This window comes from Microvirga soli (genome assembly GCF_016734765.1).
Lineage (GTDB): Bacteria > Pseudomonadota > Alphaproteobacteria > Rhizobiales > Beijerinckiaceae > Microvirga > Microvirga soli.
This window is the reverse complement of the sequence record NZ_JAERQE010000019.1, coordinates 1-24,229: the sequence shown is the minus strand read 5'-3', so window position 1 is coordinate 24,229 and position 24,229 is coordinate 1. Positions and strand designations below refer to the sequence as shown.

At 58.5% G+C, this 24,229-nt stretch carries 17 protein-coding genes and 2 pseudogenes; 8 read left to right on the top strand and 11 right to left on the bottom strand.

All coding sequences use genetic code 11. The annotated features are described in order from the left end of the window. Positions 1-10: 10 nt before the first annotated feature. From JKL45_RS16525 to JKL45_RS30675, 4 genes are read right to left on the bottom strand one after another with little or no spacing between them, the layout of a single operon-like run. The gene (locus JKL45_RS16525) at positions 11-979 is read right to left on the bottom strand and encodes a TMAO reductase system protein TorT (protein ID WP_201862685.1); all 969 of its coding nucleotides are present in this window, start codon (positions 977-979) and stop codon (positions 11-13) included. Continuing rightward, entirely contained in the window at positions 976-1,947 is a 972-nt protein-coding gene (locus JKL45_RS16520; RefSeq protein WP_201862684.1) for an ABC transporter permease, read from the bottom strand. The genes JKL45_RS16525 and JKL45_RS16520 overlap by 4 nt, the downstream gene beginning before the upstream one ends. Beyond that, positions 1,944-2,909, bottom strand: a complete 966-nt coding sequence (locus JKL45_RS16515; RefSeq protein ID WP_201862683.1) for an ABC transporter permease — start codon at positions 2,907-2,909, stop codon at positions 1,944-1,946. The genes JKL45_RS16520 and JKL45_RS16515 overlap by 4 nt, the downstream gene beginning before the upstream one ends. A gap of 29 nt (positions 2,910-2,938) precedes the next feature. Continuing rightward, the gene (locus JKL45_RS30675) at positions 2,939-4,447 is read right to left on the bottom strand and encodes a sugar ABC transporter ATP-binding protein (protein ID WP_201862682.1); all 1,509 of its coding nucleotides are present in this window, start codon (positions 4,445-4,447) and stop codon (positions 2,939-2,941) included. Positions 4,448-4,675: 228 nt separating this feature from the next. Between JKL45_RS30675 and JKL45_RS16505 the strand changes: the two genes are divergently transcribed. Next, complete coding sequence (locus tag JKL45_RS16505; protein ID WP_201862681.1) at positions 4,676-5,644, top strand: LysR substrate-binding domain-containing protein; 969 nt, start codon at positions 4,676-4,678, stop codon at positions 5,642-5,644. A 557-nt stretch (positions 5,645-6,201) separates the two neighbouring features. Next, entirely contained in the window at positions 6,202-8,094 is a 1,893-nt protein-coding gene (gene htpG / locus JKL45_RS16500) for a molecular chaperone HtpG (RefSeq protein ID WP_201862680.1), read from the top strand. 88 nt (positions 8,095-8,182) lie between these two features. Here htpG and JKL45_RS16495 read toward each other — a convergent pair whose 3' ends face one another. The 3 genes from JKL45_RS16495 to JKL45_RS16485 form a co-directional block, all read right to left on the bottom strand. Then, the gene (locus JKL45_RS16495) at positions 8,183-9,220 is read right to left on the bottom strand and encodes an LLM class flavin-dependent oxidoreductase (protein WP_201862679.1); all 1,038 of its coding nucleotides are present in this window, start codon (positions 9,218-9,220) and stop codon (positions 8,183-8,185) included. 33 nt (positions 9,221-9,253) lie between these two features. Continuing rightward, complete coding sequence (gene repC / locus JKL45_RS16490; protein WP_201862678.1) at positions 9,254-10,594, bottom strand: plasmid replication protein RepC; 1,341 nt, start codon at positions 10,592-10,594, stop codon at positions 9,254-9,256. Between the two features lie 820 nt (positions 10,595-11,414). Beyond that, positions 11,415-11,939 carry a hypothetical protein gene (locus JKL45_RS16485; protein WP_201862677.1) on the bottom strand — a complete coding sequence of 175 codons (525 nt, stop codon included), beginning with the start codon at positions 11,937-11,939 and terminating at the stop codon, positions 11,415-11,417. Between the two features lie 314 nt (positions 11,940-12,253). Here JKL45_RS16485 and JKL45_RS16480 point away from each other — a divergent pair, with 314 nt between their 5' ends. Then, positions 12,254-12,472, top strand: coding sequence for a hypothetical protein (locus JKL45_RS16480; RefSeq protein WP_201862676.1), 219 nt, complete (start codon positions 12,254-12,256; stop codon positions 12,470-12,472). A gap of 237 nt (positions 12,473-12,709) precedes the next feature. On the opposite strand, the pseudogene JKL45_RS30820 reads toward JKL45_RS16480, so the two are convergent. After that, positions 12,710-12,832: pseudogene (locus tag JKL45_RS30820) on the bottom strand (DUF1236 domain-containing protein); the annotation flags it as partial. Positions 12,833-13,723: 891 nt separating this feature from the next. Between JKL45_RS30820 and JKL45_RS16470 the strand changes: the two are divergent. Next, complete coding sequence (locus tag JKL45_RS16470) at positions 13,724-16,384, top strand: cadherin-like domain-containing protein (protein WP_201862674.1); 2,661 nt, start codon at positions 13,724-13,726, stop codon at positions 16,382-16,384. 276 nt (positions 16,385-16,660) lie between these two features. Here JKL45_RS16470 and JKL45_RS16465 read toward each other — a convergent pair. Together JKL45_RS16465 and JKL45_RS16460 are read right to left on the bottom strand one after the other, a co-directional pair. After that, a pseudogene (locus JKL45_RS16465) lies at positions 16,661-17,625 on the bottom strand (IS5 family transposase). 87 nt (positions 17,626-17,712) lie between these two features. Next, the gene (locus tag JKL45_RS16460; protein WP_201862673.1) at positions 17,713-18,024 is read right to left on the bottom strand and encodes a hypothetical protein; all 312 of its coding nucleotides are present in this window, start codon (positions 18,022-18,024) and stop codon (positions 17,713-17,715) included. Between the two features lie 899 nt (positions 18,025-18,923). On the opposite strand from JKL45_RS16460, the gene JKL45_RS16455 reads away from it, so the two are divergent. The 4 genes from JKL45_RS16455 to JKL45_RS16440 all read left to right on the top strand — a co-directional run bounded on the left by JKL45_RS16455 (position 18,924) and on the right by JKL45_RS16440 (position 22,952). Then, positions 18,924-19,292, top strand: coding sequence for a metallophosphoesterase family protein (locus JKL45_RS16455; RefSeq protein WP_201862672.1), 369 nt, complete (start codon positions 18,924-18,926; stop codon positions 19,290-19,292). Between the two features lie 173 nt (positions 19,293-19,465). After that, positions 19,466-19,729, top strand: a complete 264-nt coding sequence (locus tag JKL45_RS16450) for a hypothetical protein (RefSeq protein WP_201862671.1) — start codon at positions 19,466-19,468, stop codon at positions 19,727-19,729. 602 nt (positions 19,730-20,331) lie between these two features. Next, positions 20,332-21,723 carry a putative bifunctional diguanylate cyclase/phosphodiesterase gene (locus JKL45_RS16445; protein WP_246498584.1) on the top strand — a complete coding sequence of 464 codons (1,392 nt, stop codon included), beginning with the start codon at positions 20,332-20,334 and terminating at the stop codon, positions 21,721-21,723. After that, the gene (locus JKL45_RS16440) at positions 21,720-22,952 is read left to right on the top strand and encodes a GGDEF domain-containing protein (protein WP_201862669.1); all 1,233 of its coding nucleotides are present in this window, start codon (positions 21,720-21,722) and stop codon (positions 22,950-22,952) included. The genes JKL45_RS16445 and JKL45_RS16440 overlap by 4 nt, the downstream gene beginning before the upstream one ends. A gap of 40 nt (positions 22,953-22,992) precedes the next feature. Here JKL45_RS16440 and recA read toward each other — a convergent pair whose 3' ends face one another. Then, entirely contained in the window at positions 22,993-24,036 is a 1,044-nt protein-coding gene (gene recA / locus JKL45_RS16435; RefSeq protein WP_201862668.1) for a recombinase RecA, read from the bottom strand. Between the last annotated feature and the right edge of the window lie 193 nt (positions 24,037-24,229).

Below are 24,229 nucleotides of genomic sequence, written 5' to 3'. Positions count from 1 at the left end.
TCGCTATAGATTAGGGACGGTAATCGCTCGGCGCAACGACGTTGCTCAAGTCGACGGAGGACAGGTTGTCCGAAGTGACCAGGAGCGCCGGTAGCACCACTTCCTTTTCGACAGGCTGCTTGTTGGCTGCGGCCACGGCCTGCTTCAACGCGGCGCGGCCCTGCGCCACGACTTGCTGGATCGACGTACAGACCAGCTCACTGTCCTTGAGGAGTTGTTGCGCCGTCGGGCTCAGGTTGGAAGCTGAGACCCTGACGCCCTTCAGCTTTCCAGCCGACTTCAGCGCGGAGACCACGCCAGCCGCCATGTCATCCGTTGCGGCATAAACGCCGTTCAGATCAGGAAACCGCTGCGTCCAGTCTTCTGCAGTTGTGAGTGCTGCATTGCGATTGTCCGCAAGACGAGACTCGGCCACTATTTTCATGTCCGGCGCCTCCTTGGACAGGGTATCTTTGAATCCTTTTGCGCGTTGATCTGACCAGGCCTGTCCAGTCGGGCCAGCCATCATCGCGACATTGCCTTTGTTCCCGAGCGCCTTTGAAAGGCACTGAGCCTGGAGCTTGCCCATGTCGTAGTGATCTGCACTGACGGTCGAGGCGAGCTTTGGTGTGTTTGGCGGGGACGAAATTCCAACGACGGAAATTCCTCGCTCAATCGCCTGCTCGACAACTGCTTTCACCGCGTCTCCGTTCGTCGCCCCGACGATGATTGCGTCGGCCTTGCGCTGCATCAGGTCCTGAATCTGGGCGATCTGCTGACTCGAATTGGCGTCGCCACCGGCGTTCAGCTTGAGCACCTTGGTCCCAGATTTCTTTGCTTCGTCCTCGATTCCATACACGGCAGAAATCCAGAAGGACGAGGCAAGATTGGGAACAGCTACACCAATCGTCTTTTCTTGAGCCACGGCTGTGCTTGCCATCGTCGCGATCGAGGCAAGAAGGCTGAGGCCTCCGAGAAGCGTTATCGTCGTCTTTCTCATGTTCGACTCCTTGAGTTGACTGGGGCGAAGTACCGGACGGCATATTCGAGGAGGCCTGAGCCAATGATCACCAGGCCAACCGCGATCTGGGCAACGAAGGGCGAGACGCCCTGAAGGTTCAGGCCGGTGAGGAGAACCTGAACAAAAGCTGCTCCGAGCACGACGGAGGACACGCGGGCGACTCCGCCTGACAGCGCGGTTCCGCCAATTACAGCTGCCGCAATGGATTGTAACTCCATGCCCGTTCCCTCGGTTGGGAGACCGGTTCCCGCCCGAACGGTCAGCAGCACACCGGCAAGGCCGGCATAAAAACCGCAGAGTTGGTAGGCTCGGATCTGCGTGCGGGCATAGCTGATGCCGACCAAATGAACCGCGTCAGGGTTCGAGCCCAGCATGAGGATGCGCCGTCCCACTGCGAGGCGGTTCAGAATCCAGGCAGCGAGCCCGACGAAGGCAACAGCTCCCCAATAGGCCGGCGGCAATCCAAGAACCGGATCGAATGCCAGCCGAGCGGCTGTGGCTGTGTCATTGAGCGGCACAACCTGCCCGTCGTCCGTGAGCAGCAGCGAGAGGCCGCGAACCCCGACCAACATTCCCAGGGTGGCAACAATCGGCTGGACGCCGACGAACCCAATGAGAACCCCGTTCAACGTTCCAACGCCAAGACCGGCTAAGGGACCGAGGAAGAGACCTGGTAAGCCGAAGAAATTGGCGCCAAGCGCAGCGATGGTGCTCGATAGTGCAACCGTCGCACCCACTGAAATATCAAAGCCGCGGGACGCGATGGCGAACATCTGACCGACGGCCAAGAGCCCCAGAATCCACATCTGGGCGACAATGCTCTGAAGATTGCCTGTGCTGAGAAACTCGGGTGCGGTGGTCGCAAATGCGACGACCCCAATCCCAAGACATAAGGGTGCCACAAGGAAACGTCCGCCGGAGCGAAGGACCGGGGCATGAACTCTCATTGTGACCCGCCTCTTCTGGCGAGGAGATGCCACATCACTTGGATTGGAGCGGACGCTCTTTGCAAAACAACTGTTCCAAGAATGACAGCTGCCATCATGAGCTGCTGGTAGGCGACAGGGAGGTTCAGCAGAACGACTGCATTGTTCATCATGGCGATGATCAGCACGCCGCAGAGGACCTGTGAGGCGCGCCCCTGCCCTCCCGAGAGCGGGATACCTCCGATGGCGCAGGCCGCGATGGTTTCGAAGGGCAGATTGGGAGCAAGGCCCGGCTGGCCTGATCCAACACGGCTTGTCAGGATAACGGATGCTAACGCACAGAACCCTGAGGCAACGATGTAGCCCGCGAAAATGGTAAGCCTGACCCTGATCCCTGACAATCTCGCAGCTTCGGAATTCGCTCCTACGAGATACCAGAGGCGACCTATGTGGGTGTGGGTAAGAAGTCCATAGAGAGCAATGAGGCTCAGGACCGCGGCGATGATCGGCACAGGCACACCGCCAACGCGACCACGCGCGGGCCAGGTGAAGGCGTCGGTGAGGGGAGCGTCAATCGGAAGCCCGCCGGCTAACGTTGCAGCAAAGCCGGCCACGGCCATAAGCATACCCAGTGTGACTAGAAAGGGTGGGAGATCAAAACGTGCAATGAGCGCTCCATTCAAAGCACCAACGAGCAAAATGACGCCCGCTCCCGCGGCAAAACCTCCAGCAACTCCGAGGTCGGGTAGCATCAGGACCGTCATGATGCTCGCAAGTGCGACGGACGATCCGAAGGAAAATTCGATCCCACCAAGGATGAGCACAATCGCTTGGCCACATGCCACGATGCAGAGAATAGAGGCGATGCGTAAGACGTTCTCTATATTGCCGAAGGTTGCAAAACGGGGGACAGCAAGTGCAAAGAGCACGAAGACGGCAAGCGTGAGCCAAGCAGATGTCGGAGGAATAAACCGGTTTTTCATGCTTTGCTTCATGGGAACCGTAAGAGCCGTCAAGCAGCCGCCCTCCCTGCCAGGGATTGCATGAGAGCAGCTCGGCCGGCTCCCCAAGGAAGTTCACATTCAACGTTTCCATGGCGCACGACCAGGATACGATGAGAGAGAGCCATCACTTCATCGAGGTCGCTTGAAGCCAGCACAACAGCAGCTCCATTTCGAGCGGCTTCAATGATCGCTTCATGAATCGTCTCTCGGGCCGCAATATCAACGCCGCGGGTTGGCTCAAGAACGATTAAAGCACGGAGCTGCGGCAAAGATAGGCTGCGCGATATGAGGAGCTTTTGCTGGTTGCCACCACTGAAATTTCCAGCCTGCAGATCTGGTTGAAAGGGATGCAGCTTAAGGCGTTGCAGCCATGGCAAGATGCTTTCACTCTCTACCTCTCGGTGAAGAATGCCGTGAGTTGAGAAGCTTTTGATTATGGATGCAGAGGCGTTTTGCAGCGCCGTCAACATCGGAAACAGTCCTTCCGCATGGCGGTCGCTGGGAACATAGCCAATGCCAGCAGCAACGGCTCTTCCACGATCACCCAGAGGGATGGCCCGCTCGCCGACCTTCAACGTGCCTGAGACTGCAGAGCGAGCCCCAGCCAGAGCCGATGCTAGTTCAAGCACCCCCGAGCCAACCAGGCCGGCAAGTCCAACGATTTCACCGGCGCGAACTGCAACGTCAAATGGCGATGAGTTCGCGTGAAGTTGAAGCCTGCTCGCGCGGACCGTGACGTCTCCAGGGGGCGGCAGATCTCGGATCGCGATATCGACGGCCTCTCCGAGCATCGCGCGAACGAGATCTGTGCGGGTCAGATTTGCGCGTGGCTCCCCATCGATGACCGTCCGACCGTCCCGCAGCACTGTAACATCGTCGGCGAGAGCATCGATCTCATCGAATTTGTGGCTAATGAACAGAACGGCAGTTTGTTGGGAGCACAGAGTGCGGACGACGCCAAAGAGGCGCTCAGCCTCCTCTTGGGTCAGTGCAGCGGTCGGCTCATCAAGCACCAGGACCTTGCACTTCTGCCCAAGGCCGCGGGCAATCTCCACAAGCTGCCGTTCGCCGAGTGAGAGAGCTTCAACAGGCGTCTCGGGATCCAGATCGAGCCCGACGGCTTTGAGCCAGGTCTCTGCTTCTTGGCGGCTGATGGTGGCGGACTTCGCCGAAAGGCTTCTCGTGCTGCCATACGAGAAGGCCGAAAGATTTTCGATGATGCTGAGATGGGGAAATAGGCTCAGGTGCTGGTAGATCGGAATGATTCCGGCTGCGATAGCCTCCTGGACTGAGCGGAAGCGTACAGCAGAGCCATCAATCGTGGTTGCGCCTTGTTCGTGCTGAATGGCCCCGACAATGATCTTCACCATCGTACTCTTGCCGGCCCCGTTCTCTCCAAGAAGAGCGTGAACCCGTCCGGGAAACAGGCGTAGGGACGCATCGCGAAGAGCGCAGGTTGCACCGTAGTGCTTTGCAACTCCCTGGACCTCGAAGACAGGCGCAACGTATGTTGTCACAAGCCGTCCCCTTTGTCGGGTCTGGCTCTGGCTGCAGATGCCTTGCGGCTCTCCTCAGCCAGAGCATCCCTGGAATAGGATCAAAGCTAGAGGACTTCTCGATGCACCAACAAATGATTAATTGTGCGCCATGGATGACAATAGCTCATGCATGAGCAAGGGGGCGGGGCTGGATCTTCGAACAATATGAGGTAGGCTTGCGATAAGATGGCCTCGGGATCCAGGACCATGCGACGCAAGCTTCCTCCATTATCCGCTCTGCGAGCTTTCGAGGCTGCTGCACGAACTTTGTCGTTTACTAAGGCTGCAGAGGAATTGCTGGTCACTCAGGGTGCCGTCAGTCGCCAGATTCGGCTTCTGGAGGAGCATCTGGGCGTGGCGCTGTTCACGAGGTCGATCCGCAAGGTTGAGCTCACACCTGAGGGCGAACAGTATTTTATTTCGATAGGAAGGGCCCTCGACGAAGTTGAGAGTGCAACCGGACGCCTGCGATGCGAGGGACGCCGGGAGGTCATAACGATCAGCGTTCTCCCAACGATCTCGTCGTTCTGGCTCATGCCCCGTCTAGCTGCATTCTCGGAAGCACAAGGCAAAGCCGAGGTGCGCATCATCAACTCAATTGAGCCGGTAGACCTTCAGGCAAAAGGCGCGGATCTGGCGATCCGTGTCGGTCGTATCCCGGGAGAGGAATTCGGTTCCGACAACCCGAGAATAGAAATGGACATGGTCACGGATTGGCGTGGCATCCATTCGGACTTGCTGTTCCCCGATGTACTTGCCCCTGTCTGCGCTCAGCAACTGATCGATGTAAATGGTCCACTTATGTCGATTGACGACCTCGCGCGTTACCGGCTTATTCATGTCACGACGCGCCGATATGCCTGGCATGACTGGCTCAGGGCGAATGGATCCTCGCTAGTTCCCGACCGGGATGCGCTTTATTTCGGACACTTCTTTATGGCCATGGAAGCGGCGCGTTCTGGTAAGGGGGTCGCGATTGTACCAACTGTGCTTCTCAGACATTACGAAGCAGCCCGCGACCTGATCTGTCCGTTCAAGCCCGGAATACGCAGCGCCGGAAACTATCACCTGCTCTTCCATGGGAGCCGTGCGACGGATCGGCACCTAACACTGTTCAGACAATGGCTGGCCGAGGAAGCGTCAGCCGAGCGTGAGGCGGACCTCTACGTCAAGTAACATCGACGGCGCTATTGTGAACTGCTGCCCAATTCCTAAAAGAAAATAGCTTAATTTCTTGGTGGGGATCATGAACCTGCACGTAAGGCGAGGCCCCTCCGTCGCGCAAAAATCCCGGAACTGGCAGACTAGGAAAGCTCTCTGAATTCTTGGTCTGCACCCAGGTGAGGATTGTACATCCGCCCCTGAGAATACAGCAGAATCAACCACTTACGTCGCCCTCAATGGCGCCGTGTGTATCACTCTTGTGGACTACCGTCGAACTCTATCATGGGGCTCTCCGTCCAGTCTCGTGCGAGGCAATGCCCCGCCTGTGGCTTGTTGCGCAACTGCTCCATCAGGCAGGGCGCACTTTTTTCCGGCGCGAGGTCTACCGGCGCGAGGTCGAGCCTTGCACCCAGAGGATCACCGCCTTCGGGAGGTTCCGGTCGGCGCGCTAGCCTGCGTCAAGCATTCCTCCAAGGTACGCGCTTGTTTGAGGCATACGCGAGACTTGAAATCTTGACCGTCGGCAGCCATCTCATCGCCCGCCGGAGCAACAAGGTTCATCTCACGCCATGACGACTGCTGACAGCACCCCCGCCCCTGAGAGCCACTCCTTCGAGGCCGATGTCGCCAAGCTGCTGCACCTGATGGTGCACTCGGTATATTCCGACAAGGACGTCTTCCTGCGCGAGCTGATCTCGAACGCGGCCGATGCCTGCGAGAAGCTGCGCTACGAGGCGATCTCCCACCCTGTCCTGCTCGGCGATGATCCCAAGTCCCGGATCACGCTGCTGATCGATGCCGACAACCGCCGCCTGACGATCGAGGATAACGGCGTCGGTATGAGCCGGGACGAGATGATCGAGGCGCTCGGCACCATCGCCCGCTCGGGCACCAAGGCGTTTATGGACCGGATCCAGGCGGCTCAAGGCGGCGAAGGAGCCCAGCTAATCGGCCAGTTCGGTGTTGGCTTCTATTCGGCCTTCATGGTTGCCGACCGGGTCGATGTCGTCTCACGCCGGGCCGGCAGTGAGGAGGCTACGATCTGGTCGTCCGACGGCAAGGGCTCCTATACGGTCGCGCCCGCGGCACTCGATGAAGCCCCGGCCCGCGGTACGCGGGTGATCCTCCACGTGATGGAAGACGCAACATCCTACACAGATCGTTACCGGCTCGAGCGCATCGTCAAGGAGCAGTCGGGCCACGTCCCCGTGCCCATCTCCCTTGTCGAGAAGCCCGGAGCGGAGCCGCAGGAGGTCGCCGACGGCGCTGCTCTCTGGGTGAAGCCACGCTCCGAGATCACGCCTGAGGACTACACCGACTTCTACCGCAGCGTGGCCGGCCAGTTCGATGAGCCGGCCCTGACGGTGCATTTCCGGGCCGAGGGCCGCCACGAATATACCGCCCTGGCCTTCGTGCCGGGCTCCACGCCGTTCGACCTGTTTGATCCCGACCGTCACGGACGGATGAAGCTCTATGTGAAGCGGGTCTTCATCACCGACGAGGCCGAGCTCCTGCCGCGGTACCTGCGCTTCGTGCGCGGACTGGTCGACTCGGCCGACCTGCCGCTCAACGTCTCGCGCGAGATGATCCAGGAAAGCCCACTTCTCGCTGCCATCAAGAAGGGCGTGACCAGCCGGATCCTGAGCGAGCTTGAGAAGCTCGCCCAGAACGATGCGGAGGCCTACACCAAGGTGTGGGAGACCTTCGGGCCGGTGCTGAAGGAAGGGCTCTACGAGGATTTCGAGCGGCGCCAGAACCTGCTGGGACTGGCCCGGTTCAAGACCACCGCGTCAAGTGGCGGGTGGCGCTCGCTCAAGGATTATGTCGGTTCCTTTAAGGAGAACCAAACCGCGATCTACTACGTGACGGGAACGGATCTCGCCCGGCTCGAGGCCTCGCCACAGCTCGAAGGATTCCGGGCCCGCGGCATCGAGGTGCTGCTGCTGCCGGATGCGGTTGACAGCTTCTGGGTCACGGCTGGCGTCGATTACGAGGGCAAGCCGTTCAAGTCGGTCACCCAGGGCGGTGCCGACTTGGCGCAGATCCCGCTGACCGAGGCCAAGGAGAATACGGGCGCGCCGGTGCCAGAAGCGGTGACGCAGTTCATCCAATCCGTGAAGGCCACCCTGGGCGAGGCCGTCGCCGATGTGCGCGCCTCCGAGCGGCTGACGGAAAGCGCCGTCTGCCTTGTGGCGTCTGAGACCGGCATGGACCGCCAGCTCGAGCGGCTTCTCGCCCGCGCGGGTCAGCTGACATCTGCAGCCAAACCCGTTCTCGAGATCAACCCGCACCATGACCTCGTGATGGCTCTCGCCAACCTTGGCGAGAGTGAGCAGACGCTTCGTGAAGACGCGGCTCATCTCCTGTTGGACGAGGCTCGGATCCTGGACGGTGAACTCCCGGCTGATGCAAAGGCATTCTCACAGCGGCTCGCTAGGGTAATCCGGCGGTGCGTGCCGTAAGAGGCAATCGCAAATGATCTTTGCGGGAGTGCGGTCGCCAACGACTGCCTCCTGCCATTCCTCAGAAATTCGTTCATACCGCCTACCATTACGATCGGAGCGCCTTTCGCACCTCCGGCGCCACCCTCGTTCCGAAGATTTCAATCGCCTTCATCAGCTTGACGTGGTCCATCACGCCAATGGCCATCTGAATCAGGAAGCGGTCGAACCGGAAGATCTCATGCGCGGCCAGGATCTTGTCTGTCACCTCTGCAGGGCTTCCGACGAAGAGCGCCCCGCGGGGTCCCCGTGCCACGTCGAACTGCTGGCGGCTGGTCGGCGGCCAACCGCGCTCCCGCCCAATCCGGTTCATCACCTCCGCCTGCGGGGCATAGAAGGTGTCGGCAGCCTCTTGCGTAGTCGTGGCGACAAAGCCGTGCACGTTGATCGATGTCTTTAGGGCTGTCAGATCGTGGCCTGCGCGCTGGGCCGCCTGCCGGTAGAGGTCGAACAGGGGTGCAAAGCGCGCTGGCTCTCCCCCGATGATGGCGAGAGCCAGTGGCAGACCGAGCACCCCGGCACGAGCGAGGGACTGCGGTGTCCCACCGACCGCGATCCAGATCGGCAGTTTCTCCTGATAGGGCCGCGGATAGACACCACGGTCTGTGATCGGGGGAGTATGTTTCCCGCCCGGCCAGCTGACCTGCTCGCTTTCGTTGAGTTGCATCAGGAGTTGCAGCTTCTCGGCAAAGAGCGTGTCGTAATCATCAAGGTCGTAGCCGAAGAGCGGAAAAGACTCGATGAAGGAGCCGCGGCCGGCCATGATCTCGGCTCTCCCCTGGCTCAGATTGTCGAGGGTGGCAAACTGCTGAAACACGCGGATAGGGTCATCGGAGCTAAGCACCGTCACCGCACTTGTCAGACGAATGCGCTTTGTCTGGGTCGCTGCGGCTGCCAGCGCTACAGCAGGCGCTGAAACGGCATAGTCGGGCCGGTGATGCTCGCCGAGACCAAACACATCCAGTCCCGCCTGGTCGGCCAGGACAATCTCTTCCACCAGGTTGCGAAGGCGCTCCGCCGGGCCAACCCGGCGTCCCGTCACCGGATCGGCGCCCACGTCGCCGAAGGTGTAGAGTCCAAGTTCCATAAGAATCGTCCTCCCATAGGGCCTTTGCCCCAGTCATAGTCCCGACGTCACAGCCATCAGCTGCCCTTCAAATGGCAACCCCGCAGTGCCCTTCCGATGACCCGTGCGCCAGACACGAGTTATGGCTGGCTGCTGCACGCTTCCTTGGGAGGGTACCTCATGCACCCAAGTCTTTCGACTCGGGCCACAACATACTTCACTCCCCGGCCGGCCGACTTTGTCCACTTGCGCAAGCTTGTGTCTCCGCAAGGCAAGCAGCTCAGTCTGAAGGTCGATTTCGCCGCCCTTAACGAGGCGAATAATAGACCGGAAGTACCCACCAGGGTTTCGGATGCTGTGTTTGCCACTCGAGACATCGTCGTCATAGAGTTGCAGGACGTAGATCACAGCTGTTGCAGCATGGATGGCTCCGATGGCCTCGACGGCCTCAGTCCAGGCGCTTGGGTGAGCCCCCAAGGAGGCTCGAAGAAAGCGCCCGGCCGAAACAAGGTCGGCAGCGTCTCGGATCGGGTGAGCACAATCGGAGATCACGGGGCATGCTTCGACGATCAAGGTTGGTAGCGACAGCTCAGTGGGTAAAGCGGTCTGAGCAGCAGGCTCCATGTCATCCTGGCGGCCATTGTGACAAGTCTTACTCAAGGATTCATTCTCTGCCTCTATGTGTCGGCATGTCGTGCCGTCACAGCTTGCCTGATAGAAGGCTTCTTCAGCGAGCTGTCTGATCTCGTTCCAGACCTCGACGAGCCCAGCCGGGAGTGTCGCCCCGGAGCGTTTTGGGGTGCGAGCTTTCAGTGTACTGAGGTGGTTCTCAAGAGCAGCACGATCAACAGCGGGGTAGTACTGGGCCAGTGCACTCAAAGCCGCTTCGGTGGCACGACGGCAGACCGTGATCTCGTCAAAGGAGCGCTTTAGAAGTTCCTTTCGCTGCTGTTGCTCAGCGGTGGCGGCGGCCCACTCGCCTCGGCGTGCATAGAGCGGCGTTAGATCGAAGCCGAAGGCATCGACAACATTCCCCTTTTCGTCCCGAACGGCGTAGCGCTTGCCATTCGGGGAGTCCTTCGGGATGAGCACTTGAAACTCAATCAGCGCCCGGATGGCATTGCGGACTGACCGCTCCGACAGTCCGGTGGCCGCCGTCAGCCGCTGGTTGGACGGCCAGACGAGCAGCCTGTTGATGTGCTGTTCGCCCCAACAGACGACAAGCTGGCTCAAGACCAGTCGTTGCGGCGCGCTCAGACGGAGCGCCCTTTCAGCATCACGAGCAGAGGCTGAAAGCTCCTTTCGTGTAACAGTGCGCCCGGATTCGAGCGCAAACTTCCTCGCAGCCAAAGCAGCGTGTCTCAGCCGCCGGCCTCCAGACGATGCGGGTTGCATCGTGCCCTCCATTGTGAGGGCAAAGCGGGAGCGTTCACCGAAACCGATGTTCTTGACACACAGCTTGTCGGGATGGCATAAGGAGGTTGCTACACCATTCCTGTCGCCGATCCCTCGGTGACTCCAAAGGCCCTCGAAGTTTCCAGCTTCGTGGGCCTTTTGCTTTGCCTAGCCTTAGTTCACGGTTGTCTTCTCCCGTTCGAAGAGTGTCGCGAGGTCGGGGATTAATCGCAGTCCGATGAGACCGATGCCCTCTCTTGTGCGGGCACTGATCTCGCCACCGGCTTCTTCAAGCACCAACACAACAATCTCCCGGAAGCCCGTCTGGCGAGGGACCTCTCGGAAGCGCTGATGATCTTGCTGCCTTAAGCTATCGGACGTTGTTTACCCCACTCTCTCCCAACACATGAGAGATGAACCGATTCGGTGTTACGTGTGGAGTCGCTCTGTAAGAATCGATTAATCCTGGTTACGATTTCCACTGAAAAGCTGAGTCAGAATGAGTCGAGCGCTTGGATGGATCCAGTCACGTTGCAGTGGACTTACCGCATTTCCGCCATTTAATACTCAAGCTAGATTCTAGCTCTGACAGAGAGAGATTCAAATAGACTCTGTATTGCTAAATATTCTTCGTGCTATGCAGCTCAACGACAACAGACTACTTTCAAACTTCGTCGTATATCTCCAAAGCCCCATGACCCAAGAGGCCTGCTCCTGGCGCATGAACTAAGGCACTCTATTTTAGAACCTTCTGACTCAGGATGCGGGGCAATCCCACATCCCAGTCTCTTCTCCCGCGCCTCTGGGAGGGATCGACCAGTCAGCTCACAGGCTCTGTGTTCTTGGCCGAGCCGAACCAGCTCTTGATTTTGGCGAACATGGGATGGTCAGCCACGGAGGTAGGTGTTGCAGCGTTCTGCTTAACGACAGCCATGCGTGTCCTCACCTCCTCGGGCGCCAGCAGGTCAGCCTGCCGTCCGATGGTGAGCGCACCCCTGAGGATTTCGAGCCGTCCCCGGAACGGAACATGGTGCCTCAGGCGGGAAGCGATGTAGACCTCCCGCTCCCGCTCAATCTCTGGCGTGTCAGCGCAGGCCAGGCGGGTGACGAAGGGCAGCAGGTGCTGGCGCTCCTCATCGGTAGCTTCATCGTTCAGTTGCATCACGAGCGCACAGATCGGGCGCGAGAAGCAGTCCGGCATGTCCTGCACGGAGCGGACGGGCCGGTATGGAAAGCCTGCCGCGACGATAGCCGCTTCGTTAATGCAGGTTCCGCCGTCCTGGCCGGGAAAGGTGTGCGAGCCCTGCTTCAGCTTCCAGTTCAGGATGTGGTCGAAAGTGTCCATGGCAGCCATCCTTGTGGCGCCCCCCACCGTCGAATGGTGATCCTGCGCCACGTCAGCTGTCAATTGCCGGGTACGACACGGCCGGCGGGTCTCAGGAAGCCCAAGCATTCGATCTGCAGTTTTTCAGAATGGACCAGGAGAGGACTGTGAACACCTCCACCAGCCCCCTCCCCATTGGGTGTACTTCGCCCAACTGAAGCGGCTCATGGTGTTTGCGGGTCAGGGTCGCATTCAGAGTCGAAACTTGAAGTGCGAGACTCGCACCCTGCCCAACCTGTGGGCTGCCGTGTATCAGGGAATTGGGATTACGGCGCGTGGCGCTGATCGGCATCACAGGCACAACCGACCACTGGTGCGTGGTGTACCGGGTCACGCCAAAGACCCTCTGGCTCCTGGAATCGTCAGGCCAGATGCGCATCAACCGCTCGCGTTGCACGACCGTATTGACCCGGACCTGCTACTGTCTCGATGCAAGCGAGATCCTGCTGATTGAGCGGTCGCCTGCTCTGAGGTGGATCATGATCCCGACCTGATAAAATCAGCAAAGCTCCCCTTCCCTGCCTGACAGGCGGAGCTTTTCTGCTCAGCGGGTAAGCTGTGGATGTCCATCGAGGCCCATTCCGGCAGACTCCCAAGACAATCCTCGGACGGGTCTGTCGGTTGCTCAGTTTGCGCAGGCAACCGCAAAAAAGGGCTGCGCCTTGAACCGCCCCTCCTCCCGCGTTGGTATGGATTACTCGATCAACCCGATGACCCGGTGGGTCCGCGGATCAACCAGCACGGCGCGCTGTCAGAACCGAGTACTGATACTGCGTGTTCACGCCCGTACCCGCAGGAACTGGGTAAGAGTTCACCGTCCGTGGCAGAGGCGCTCCCACAATAACCTGGTCCTGAACATACGCAGACGGCGTGCCTTAGGTTACGGCATACTGCTGAACCTGAGCAGACTGGGTGCTGAAAGCGTCCCACCAACAATCGCGCCAATCGCCCCACAGAGAGCCACTCCAAATGGACCACCAACGATTGCACCGTCGACAGCACCCGTCGTCAGACCGGTTCTGTCGCAAATTCGGTCTTTACTTGTCGATAGTGGCGAGTTCGCGCTGACCGGCTGTTGTAAAGTCAACGGCTTAGCGCCGCTGCCAGGACCGGAAATGGCGCTGAAAATTGCCTATACTTCAAGTTTGCGACAGAACCCAGAGAAAACCGGCATAGCGTTGTAGGCGTTAGCTGTGCGGTTTGTAACAGCCCCAGCAACGAACTGAACCGCACAATGGGGCGGGGTATACGATGACCAGCATCTCAGGGGATTGATCGACAGACTTACTGCCGGTGATAAACGCGATGGTCGTGCCGTCCACATCGTGCCAGTAAGGCGTTAAAGTTCCTGGATGCGTTCCCCGTCTTCTGAACGCGCCCCAACTCCCCTTCCAAATGAACAAAACTCCTTGATGCTGGCACGGCCGCGGGCGTCGCTCGTCGAAGGCTCCGCACCGGATGCTCCCAACCGGTGACGGGCCACTCCATGCCGCATACGAATACCGTCAGAGCCCGGTGAAGACACCGAGGCAAACGATGTGGGCTGCGAGTTCTTGCTTGGCTGTCAAAGCTTGGCTTTTCATTGGCACCACGACACTTGACCCCTATGAGTAATAATCCCTATGCGCCAATCACGTGCCACCGTGTCGCCTCGCTTTGGAATTCAGTGTCAGGAGCTTTGTCCGAAAGCTTCACTCGCCATGTTGCGGTCCCACCTGCTCTGACTCTGAAATGGAAACCCACGGATGCCGACGATCTCTGCCTTGGATTATGGCGCCACCCCCAATAACACCACAAACGATTCCGCCGCCATCAACGCCGCGATCAGGGCGGCGAATGCCCAGTACCTCAAGAACCCATCCGCTGGGCCCGTCACCGTTACTCTCCCGACCGGCACCTATATCGTCTCAGGCACAGGCGACAAAAGCGATGGCGCGATTAAACTGCTCACCGGCACCATCCTTCAGGGCGCAGGCCTGGGCCAGACAATCCTCAAGGTAGCCGACGGCTGGTCAGGCGACATCACCGGGGTCGTGCGAACGCCGTACAACGAGGTCACCAGCGATGCGGGCCTGTTGAACCTGACCATTGACGGCAACCGTGACCAGACGACCGGCAAGATTGACGGGTTCTACACCGGCGTCCGTCCCGGCAGCACCCAGAAGGATGCCGATATCCGCGTGTCCGGCGTGGAGATTCTGGATTGTTCCGGTTACGGCTTTGACCCGCACGAGCAGACCATACGCCTGACAATCGAGAACTGCGTCTCGCATGGAAACGGCCTGGATGGCTTCGTCGCCGACTACATCATTGATGGGGTCTACCGCAACAACATCGCTTACGACAACGATCGCCACGGCTTCAACATCACGACGACGGCAACGAACCTTCTGCTCTCCAACAACGAAGCTTACGGCAACGGCTCAGCCGGCGTCGTCGTGCAGCGCGGCTCCGAAAACATCGCATGGCCGAGCGACATCCAGATTGTCGGGGGCAAGTACCACGACAATGCCCGCGAAGGCATCCTGACCAGGATGGCTGACGATGTCAGCGTTGACGGAGCGACAGTTTACGGCAACCAGCGGCAGGGGGTGCGGATCGAGGGATCAACCGATACGACCGTTCAGAACAGCACCATCTACAACAACTCGCAGGCAGGCCATAACACCTACGATGAAGTTCAGATCATTCAACGGGCGGACAGCACGACTGGGCGAACATACTATTCAACCAACGCGCAGATCCTGAACAACAAGATCTATTCCGACGGCACGATTGACGCCCGCTATGGTGTTCGGGAGGAGCCGACAAACGACGATGCCGGGGTGACGGGCACTCTGGTCTCCGGCAACACCATCACCGGTATGGCCTCAGGCACAACCTCTGTGCCCAGCACAGCCGATAATCCGGTGGTCGCAGGGGACGACACCTACAGCGCCACCGAAGACGCGGTCCTCACGGTTGGAGCGGCTCAGGGAGTTCTGGCCAACGACACGGCCTCCGATGGCGGCAAAGCGGCGGTTGCGGGGCAGATCACAACGGCTCAAGGCGGCACCGTGGCGCTCAATAAAGATGGCTCGTTCTCTTACGCGCCAAAAGCCAACTTCTTCGGCTCCGACAGTTTTGTCTACACCGCTGTCGATGGGGACGGTGATCAGGACACCGGCACTGTGACGCTGAACGTCCAGGATGTTCCGGAGACCAATCCACCGCCACCCACAACACCGTTTCCGGCGATTGCCGTCGGCACCACCCAGATGGAAATGCTGGCCCTGAACAGGTTCACTCTTGTCAGCCTCGGCTCGGCACAAGGCGGTCAGGCGGTGGAGAACCGGAACAAGGATCTTGAGGCCACGGCCAAGGGGACGTTTACGGGGGAGAGCGGCACCTACAAGATCAAGGTCGTCTACTACGACGAGAGCGATGGCGCGTCTCCCATGGGCATTCGCGTCAACGGCGCAACAGCAGCGTCATGGATCGCTGACAAGCAACTCGGCTCCACAGGATCTGACGCCAAGACGCTAACCTCTTATGAGGTGCAACTTCAGCTGACAAAGGGTGCCACCATCGAGATCTATGGCACCCGCAAGGATGCTGAGTTGGTCCGGATTGATGCGCTTACGGTCGAGCCTGCCAGCACCCCAACGCCTCCTGCCGACAATCCCGTGGTTGCAGCGAACGACACCTACAGCGCGACCGAAGACACCGTCCTGACTGTCAGTGCCGCACAGGGTGTTCTGGCCAACGACACGGCTCTGGACGGCGGCAAGGCAGCCGTTGCAGGTCAGATCACCACTGCTCAAGGCGGCACCGTGGCGCTCAACAACGATGGGTCGTTCACCTATACGCCGAAGGTCGACTTCTTTGGCTCTGACAGCTTCAGCTACACGGCGTTTGATGCGGATGGTGATAGAGCCACCGGTGCCGTGACGCTGAACGTGCAGGATGTCCCAGAGACCAATCCTCCGCCGCCCACAACACAGTTTCCGGCGATCAGCGTCGGCACAACCCAGCTCGAGACGCTTGCGCTCAACAAGTTCACCCTGATTAGCCTCAGCTCGGCTCAAGGTGGTCAAGCGGTTGAGAACCGGAACAAGGACGTCGAGGCGACCGCCAAGGGGACATTCACGGGTCAGAGTGGCACCTACAAGGTCAAGGTCGCCTACTATGACGAGAACGATGGCGCGTCTCCCATGGGTATTCGCATCAACGGTGCGGCAGCAGCTTCGTGGATCGCTGACAAGCAACTCGGCTCGACAGGATCTGATGCCAAGACCCTCACTTTCTACGAGGCTCAGCTTCATCTGACCCAAGGATCCATCTTTGAGATCTATGGCACTCGCAAGGATGCCGAACTGGTGCGGATTGACCACGTCTCAATTAGCGACTGGCAAATGATCGCCTGATGCCTGAGCTGCACGCCCACACCCTCAGGCGTGCAGCACCAGCTGGCCGCTTGTCGTCGACGAGCCTCCCCTCGGTCACAGCAGACGCCATGTTGGGCCAACCGCTGTCGCTGCATACAGGTTTGTCCTTTCATTCCTCGCGTGGCACAATCTTGCCGGACAGCGTCCGCTTCCACCGGCTCCTGCGTCCAAAAGGTAAGGCCCGTGCCGGAGCCTCTGCAGCTGTGTTGCACGGATCGTGCAGGGAACCACATTGAGCCCGCGCCAAGCCTTCACTTAAGCGATGCGGACGGACTTCGGCTTCCGAATTCAAGCATCCGGTTCAAGGTCTGACCTCCGATCGCGATCTCAGTACCACGACGTCGGTTGGTCCGTGAACGCAAGGCGTCTCCGATCACTCGTTTCAGCCGGCTGATCGCAGTCTCCACCAGAGCCTGACGCGTGTACCCGGACCGCTTCTGCCAGCCCATGCGTCCATGCTCGGCGATACTTTGGAGATGCCAGTTGCGCTGGGTCGGAGCGTTCTCTACCGTCTTGCGCGGCACTGCCGTTGATCGGGGCGGAATGATCACGTCAGCATCAGGATGACGTTGGGCGACGGTAGCGTAGATGCTCTCCTGATCGTACGCTCCATCGCCGGTGAGTGAGGCGAGTGGACCGGAGATCTGCCCGAGCAGGGGCGTGACCTGCGAGCCGTCTTCGACATCATGGGGCGTCAGCTCTGAGGCGAGAGTCCGCCCAGTGCTTGCATCCAGCCCGATGTGCAGCTTGCGCCAGGATTGGCGTCTGCGGGTGCCATGCTTCTCGATCAGCCACTCGCTGGACCCACGCAGCCGCACCCCTGTGCTGCCGACCAACAGATGGATCGGCCCGGTGCGTGAGATTGATCTTGGCACCTCGAGGGCCTCGGCGCGACGGCTGAGGGTCGAATGATCCGGCACCGCCAGATCCAGGCTCAGGAGTTGTAGGATCGAGGCGATCGGGCCCTCCGTCTGACGCAGCGCCAACTGAAACACCGCCTGGAGCGTCAATGCCGTGCTGATCGCCAAAGCCGAGTAGTGGGCTTGACCACCTGGTGTGGTGCGCGGCTCAGCCCGCTAGGCGGCAATCGCCTCCTGTGAGAACCAGACCGTGAGGCTTCAGCGCTGACGTAGACTGGCGTCGTACCCGGCCCAATTCGTCACCCGGTATCGCTGCTTAGGAGTGTAGTGACGGCGAGCAGCATTGGCCTTGAAGGGCATGGTGGAAATATTAGGTCAGAAGAAGAACCAGCCTCTACGTTACCCAGTCCCGGTTACCAATTTGCTCATTCATGTAACATGGCGCCGTCAATCCTCATCAGCCATACTTTTCCATTCAGCGACTTCCTCGTCGGTGGCTTTCCGCTTGCTCACCAGATCAGCCACCAGGGCAACAGGAAACGAGGCACTTTGTAGTGCCGTCCTGATGAACCCATACTGATCCAACTCCAACAGACGAATTGTCAGCGTCTCGGATTGGTCCGAGTCGTACTCAATGTCGAAAGAGTGATACGAGCAGTTCTGCCCCTCCTCCATCGCGAGCGGAACGTTAAGCGAAACAACCTGATCCTCAGGTCCAGCGAATCCGAGACAGGCTTCAGGGATGAGATCATCGCTCATGTTGTCGTCTGCAAGCTTTCGTTCGTTCGAGATGATTTGGCGGGTTAGTTGTACCGGCTCCCCAACGCTTTGTGGCGAAAAGAAGTTCCGCCATGAAAATTGCACAATCTTGTCTTTCAGGAAAGATGCAGTTTAGTAGATAATTACGGCTGCTCTTCCTCTATTAGGAAACTATGCAATACTGGTAAGTTTATTTATGCAGCGTGGTTTTCGTATCTCATGCAACCGGCTTCTGCTCGTCAGGTGATGCCTTGGATTGGGTTCAGAGTGGCTTGCAACTCACCATGTGTTAGCCACTGGCTGTAGCAGCAAGCATGGTAGTCACTCAGTGATTTGATCCGCCGGTTCTAGGTCGACTCTTAGAAACGTTGTCCAAGCGTGTCTGAACCTCATGGCTAAGACGTTTCAGGTCATGCAGTAATAGCTCCAGCCGAGCGATCAGCTCAGCATCAGTCATTTGCGCCGAGACTTGGCCTTTCGTCTGCTCTAATCGGTTCTGCATGATAGCCTCCAACTCCGTGAGCAGGGTCTGCCCCACGCCCGGAACCTTCAGCCACTGTTTGGCAGGAATGCTGAACACTTCCTGAAGTGTTGGGCAGCGCCCTTGAAACTCGCCTAGGATTGCGTTCCTCAGCCGTGGTGAACAATCCCCGATCGGGAACGGATTAGCTAAGCGCATTAGGGCCATCACGACGGCGTGAATGAGATGCAATCCTAGCGATAAGCCCAGGCCGCAACAGCATCGGCATCCCTATGACCTATGCCGTTATCCATGTGGAAGCATCGGCCGAACGGGGGTACGACGGAAGAGGGTTCGGGCGGCAGAAGAAAATGCCCTATCAGATTGCTTGACCGGTAGAGCTGGAAAGAATGGCACTTGGCAGCACCAGGAGCGCACTTTGATCAGCGTCGGCGATCTCATCGACCATGAGCCGGAGCAGTTAGAGACCGTGGAGATCCTCCGCCGAATGCACGATGGGGGCTTCGCCCATGTGACAATAGGCAATCATGAACACAATGCAATTGGGTGGTCACTGACCGATCCGGCTGATTCCGCAAAGCCTCTGCGGCCCTACAGCGCCAAGAAGCGCAAACAGCATGAGGCGTTTCTCACGGCAGTCGATGAAGGCTCGCCCCTCCATCATGAGCTCGTCTCTTGGTTTATGACACTGCCCCTCTGGTACGAAAACCCTAAGCTGCGGGTGATTCACGCCTGCTGGTACCCCCGCGAGATCGCGATCGTCCCTCCCTATGTCGATGAGCATTGATTCCTGGCAGAGGACGGGATCTACACTTTGTTAAGAAAGCCCATCCGGCACACAATGCCGTCGAGATCCTACTTAAGGGGCTCGAGATCGCCCTGCCGAAAGGTGTCTCCTTCTTTGACAAGGATGGGCACGAGCGGACCAACACCCGCATTCGTTGGTGGGATGATGCGGCCATGACCTACAAGACTGCGGCTCTTGTCGATCCGGAAACGACGGCTCTCCTCCCCGATATCGAACTCGGCCCAGATGATATTCTCGCCTACTACCACGCCGCCCCGGTTCTCTTTGGGCACTACTGGATTCAAGGTGAGCCTATCGTCACTGACCGGCGCCGGCTGTCTCTCGACTACTCTGTGGCCAAGGGCGGCCATCTCACGGCCTACCAGTGGGATGGCGAGACTGAGCTCGATCCCAGCAAGCTAGTGTACGTCAGCTAACCAGATGCGCAGGTCTGTAATGGCAGGCCTGCTTTACCCTGGAGCTAAAGAGACTTCAATTCTGAACAAGAGATTCCGTTCACTACGATCAGGATTAACCATGGCGCTCAAGTTGCTACGGATTGATTGTGGTGCCGCGCAATCGGTATTAGACGTCGGCTAAGCAAAACTTTATGATTTGCGTTTCATATGGCGGATTGGAAGCTCGCTGATTTGAGCCCGATCCAAAGGCATGATGCCGCCCCGCCATACCGGTGCAAACCCGGTATATCGGAACTGTTGAAGCTATTTCGAGTTCAAGCACCAAATGGCCGCTGACGCTCGGAGGTTGATGCGGGCATCAAATGCTGACCATTCAGGAATTTGTTTTCACAGAGCGATCCGCTCTCCTGACCGCAGTGGGGGTTGCAACTCTCGTCATTGCCTGTCTCACGAGCGCCCATCAATGGACCGAGGCTCGCAAGGCCCGCGGCATCATGCGTATCGTTCTGAAAGGGATATCCGTTTCATCGGGCCTGTTCGCCATCTGGTCCACCTACTGGGTCTCGAGCAGGGTACTCTCGCCTCCTCCTCCGGACGGCTTCGGAATCAATCCGACCCTGTTGACCTACGTTGCAGGGGTCGTTCTCACGGGCATCGGCGCCGGTATGGGAATCCGGGATCGCTGGAGCCGAACGCGGGATCTCGTCACAGGCCTTGAGAACCGAGCGAACTTTATCGACAGGGTTGATCGTGAGATCACAGGGCATCAGGCCAGGAGCCAGAAGCTAGCAATCCTCTGCCACGACATCGATGGGTTCAAGAACATCAACGATCTTTATGGGCATACGACCGGCGATCACGCCCTTCGAGAGGTTGCTGGGAAGCTCTCTGCAACGCTCAGCCGCGGGCAGACTCTCGCACGGCTCGGAGGAGATGAGTTCGCAATCCTGATGCCCAACATTGAAAGCCCGACGGAAGTCAGGCTCCTGGTTGAGAGGCTCCAAAGAAACGTGTCAGCCGGCACCAGCGAGATTGGCCTCCCTGGATCTAATTCCGTTAGCGTCGGCATCGCCTTGTATCCATCCGACGCTTCTGATCGCGCCGAATTGCTTACGTACGCCGACACGGCTCTTCATCGAGCCAAGGATGAGGAGAGCGGATCCTGCCGCTTTTTCGACCCCGTCATGGGCCAACAACTGCGCGACCGAAGGGCCATCGAAGAGGATCTGGCTAAAGCTATTCATGATGGCCAGTTTCATCTCGTCTATCAGCCTCAGGCCAAGATCCGCACAGGCGAGATCACCGGCTTCGAGGCTTTGTTGCGCTGGACGCACCCTACCCGCGGAGATGTCTCCCCCGGGCTGTTCATCCCAATTGCCGAGGAAAGCAGCTTCATCCTCACCTTGGGTGAATGGGTGTTACGCAATGCGTGCCAAGAGGCCGCAACCTGGAAGCGGCCTCTCACCGTCGCCGTGAATGTTTCCGCCCGGCAGCTAATAGACACGGGTTTGGCCGACCTAGTTCGGAATGTCTTAGCGGAGAGTAATCTCCCACCCAGCCGCCTTGAGATTGAAGTGACTGAGACGGCGCTCATCAGTGATCCGAATCGAGCGTTGCAAACTCTCAACAAGCTCAAGTCCCTCGGCGTCACCATAGCGATGGACGATTTTGGAACCGGTTATTCCTCATTATCGAACGTGAGGGAGTTTCCACTCGATAAAATCAAAATCGACCGATCATTCATTAAGTCGGTTCATGCCAATAAGCAGACCGCATCAATCGTTCGCGCCATCCGTCTCCTGTGCCATGGCCTCGGCTTGCCGGTGATTGCTGAAGGTGTAGAAACAGCCGACGAACTTAACTTCCTGATAAAGGAAGGGTTCACCGATGCTCAGGGGTATCTTCTAGGACCTCCCGTTCCCGTCAGTAAGATCGCCGCCTTCGCGTATGACAATGTCATCCCGCTGCCAAACACGCGCGTTCGGGTCCTCAGCGAGGTGGCCGCTCAATGATCCGTACCCTCCTAAGATCAGCCAAATCGATGAGCCCCACCGCATCGAGACGAACTCGCTCCCTCAGTCGGTTCAAGATCATTCTCGTTCCTCTTGCAGCCTGCTTTATCGTCTCGGCTGCCTATTTGTCCTGGCTCATTGCTGAACGTCAGGCACGCCTTGAACGGGTCTCACGCTTAGATATTGCATGGGTGGCAAACAAGGCGGAGTCCGAGTTCTTTCGCCTTCAACAGGTCCTTCTTGCCTATCGCACAGGGATCGGAGGCGTAACGGCTGATGACGTTGTTTTAAGATTCGACATCATTCACAGCCGCTTCAAAATGCTAACGGAGGGCGACTCTGGCATCTTCGCGCGAAGTACAAATGAAATCCAGACGACAGCGGACCGCTTGATTGAGATCCGCAAAGCCGTGGAGCCATTTATAGATCGCCTTGAGGAACCCGGGGCAGCTGAGCAGGCAGCGGCACTGCTTGAGCCGATTGAATCTATTCTGCCAACCCTCGTCGGCATGGCAAACCAGTACGTTGCCGGTTTGATCACCGAGGATCATGCATCCCTGTCAAGCTTGCATCGAACTTTCACGCTCTTGATGATCGGAATGATCGCATGCGGCTTCGGCCTGATTGCCTTTATGAAGCGACAGAACGATCTTCTGGAGAGCGCCCATGGCGAGGTTCAGGACCTTGCTACGAACCTGTCCCACCTTGCCCATCACGATGCCTTAACGGGGTTAGCTAATCGCATTCTCTTCCGCCAGTGCGTGGACAATGACCTCGACGCGCTGCGCACCAAGGGGCAGCCGTTGACGGTCTTGTATCTCGATCTGGACGCCTTCAAGCAGGTCAATGACAGGCTTGGACATGCCGCAGGCGATGAACTTTTGCGAATCATCGCGAAGCGTCTTCAGAATTCACTCCGATCCGGCGATGTCGCTGCCCGTCTGGGTGGTGATGAATTCGCTGTTCTGCTCCGAGACCCTATTTCGGTCGAGATTGTTGAGACGATCTCACAGCGGATCATTGCAGCCGTCAGTGCCCCGATCGGATTGGAGCGTCAGGAGATCACGATTGGGACAAGTATCGGGATCTTCATGGCCAGGGATCACACGTTAACCCGCGACCAGATCATGCGGGGAGCAGACAAAGCCCTGTATCAGGCGAAGTCTGAAGGCAGAGGACGCTACCGTTTGTTCGATACCGTCCCTCAGCCTGAGCAAAAGGTCGCCTGAAAGGGAAAGGCCGGTCATCATGACCGGCCTTGTCGCCTGTTTACGCCGCGTCGTCTACACCTTGATCGCCAGTGTCGTTCGCCTGCAGGTCATTGATGAGCAGGCCTGCGTTCTGGCGGATCTTGGCCTCGATCTGGCCAGCGATCTCCGGGTTCTCCTTCAAGAAGGTCTTGGAATTCTCACGCCCCTGCCCCAGCCGCTGACTGTCATAGGAGAACCAGGCGCCAGACTTTTCGACTACGCCAGCCTTCGCACCAAGGTCGATCAGCTCACCCATCTTAGAGATGCCTTCACCGAACATGATGTCAAACTCGACCTGCTTGAAAGGCGGAGCAACTTTGTTCTTGACCACCTTCACACGTACCTGATTGCCAATCGGCTCATCGCGATCCTTCAGGGTTGACGTCCGGCGGATGTCGAGGCGCACGGAGGCATAGAACTTCAGTGCATTGCCACCTGTCGTCGTCTCAGGGCTTCCGTACATGACACCGATCTTCATGCGGATCTGGTTGATGAAGATCACCATCGTCTTGGTGCGGCTGATCGAACCGGTAAGCTTGCGCAGCGCTTGACTCATTAGGCGCGCCTGCAGACCAGGACGGCTCTCCCCCATCTCGCCCTCAATCTCGGCCTTTGGCGTGAGAGCCGCAACCGAGTCGATGACGAGAATATCCACGGAGCCTGACCGCACCAGCGTGTCGGCAATCTCAAGCGCCTGCTCGCCATTGTCCGGCTGAGACACGAGGAGATCGTCCAGATGCACCCCGAGCTTACGAGCATAGACCGGATCCAGGGCATGTTCGGCATCGATGAAGCCGCAGACGCCACCCTTCTTCTGAGCCTCAGCGATGGTCTGGAGCGCAAGCGTTGTCTTGCCGGACGATTCCGGTCCGTAGACCTCAATGATCCGGCCGCGTGGCAAACCGCCGACGCCGAGCGCGATGTCGAGTCCGAGTGACCCCGTGGAAACCGTCTCTACTTCGACAACCTGATCGCCACCAAGGCGCATGATGGCGCCTTTTCCAAAGGCTCGCTCAATCTGACTGACGGCAGTCTCGATCGCTTTTGTCTTATCCGTAGTCATCCCAAATCCAGTGCTTAACAGAAGAACCGGATCTTAAGGATTTATGTGGCGAAACAAAGAACAAATGGCGAACATGTTGTCGCGCCTTTGCGTTGAGACGGCAAGCTGAGCCATCGTGACCTGCCACTGAAATTTTCCTCCAGGTTGAGTTAGAGTCCGGCCCCTCACAAGGACGGACAATGAAGCGTTCACG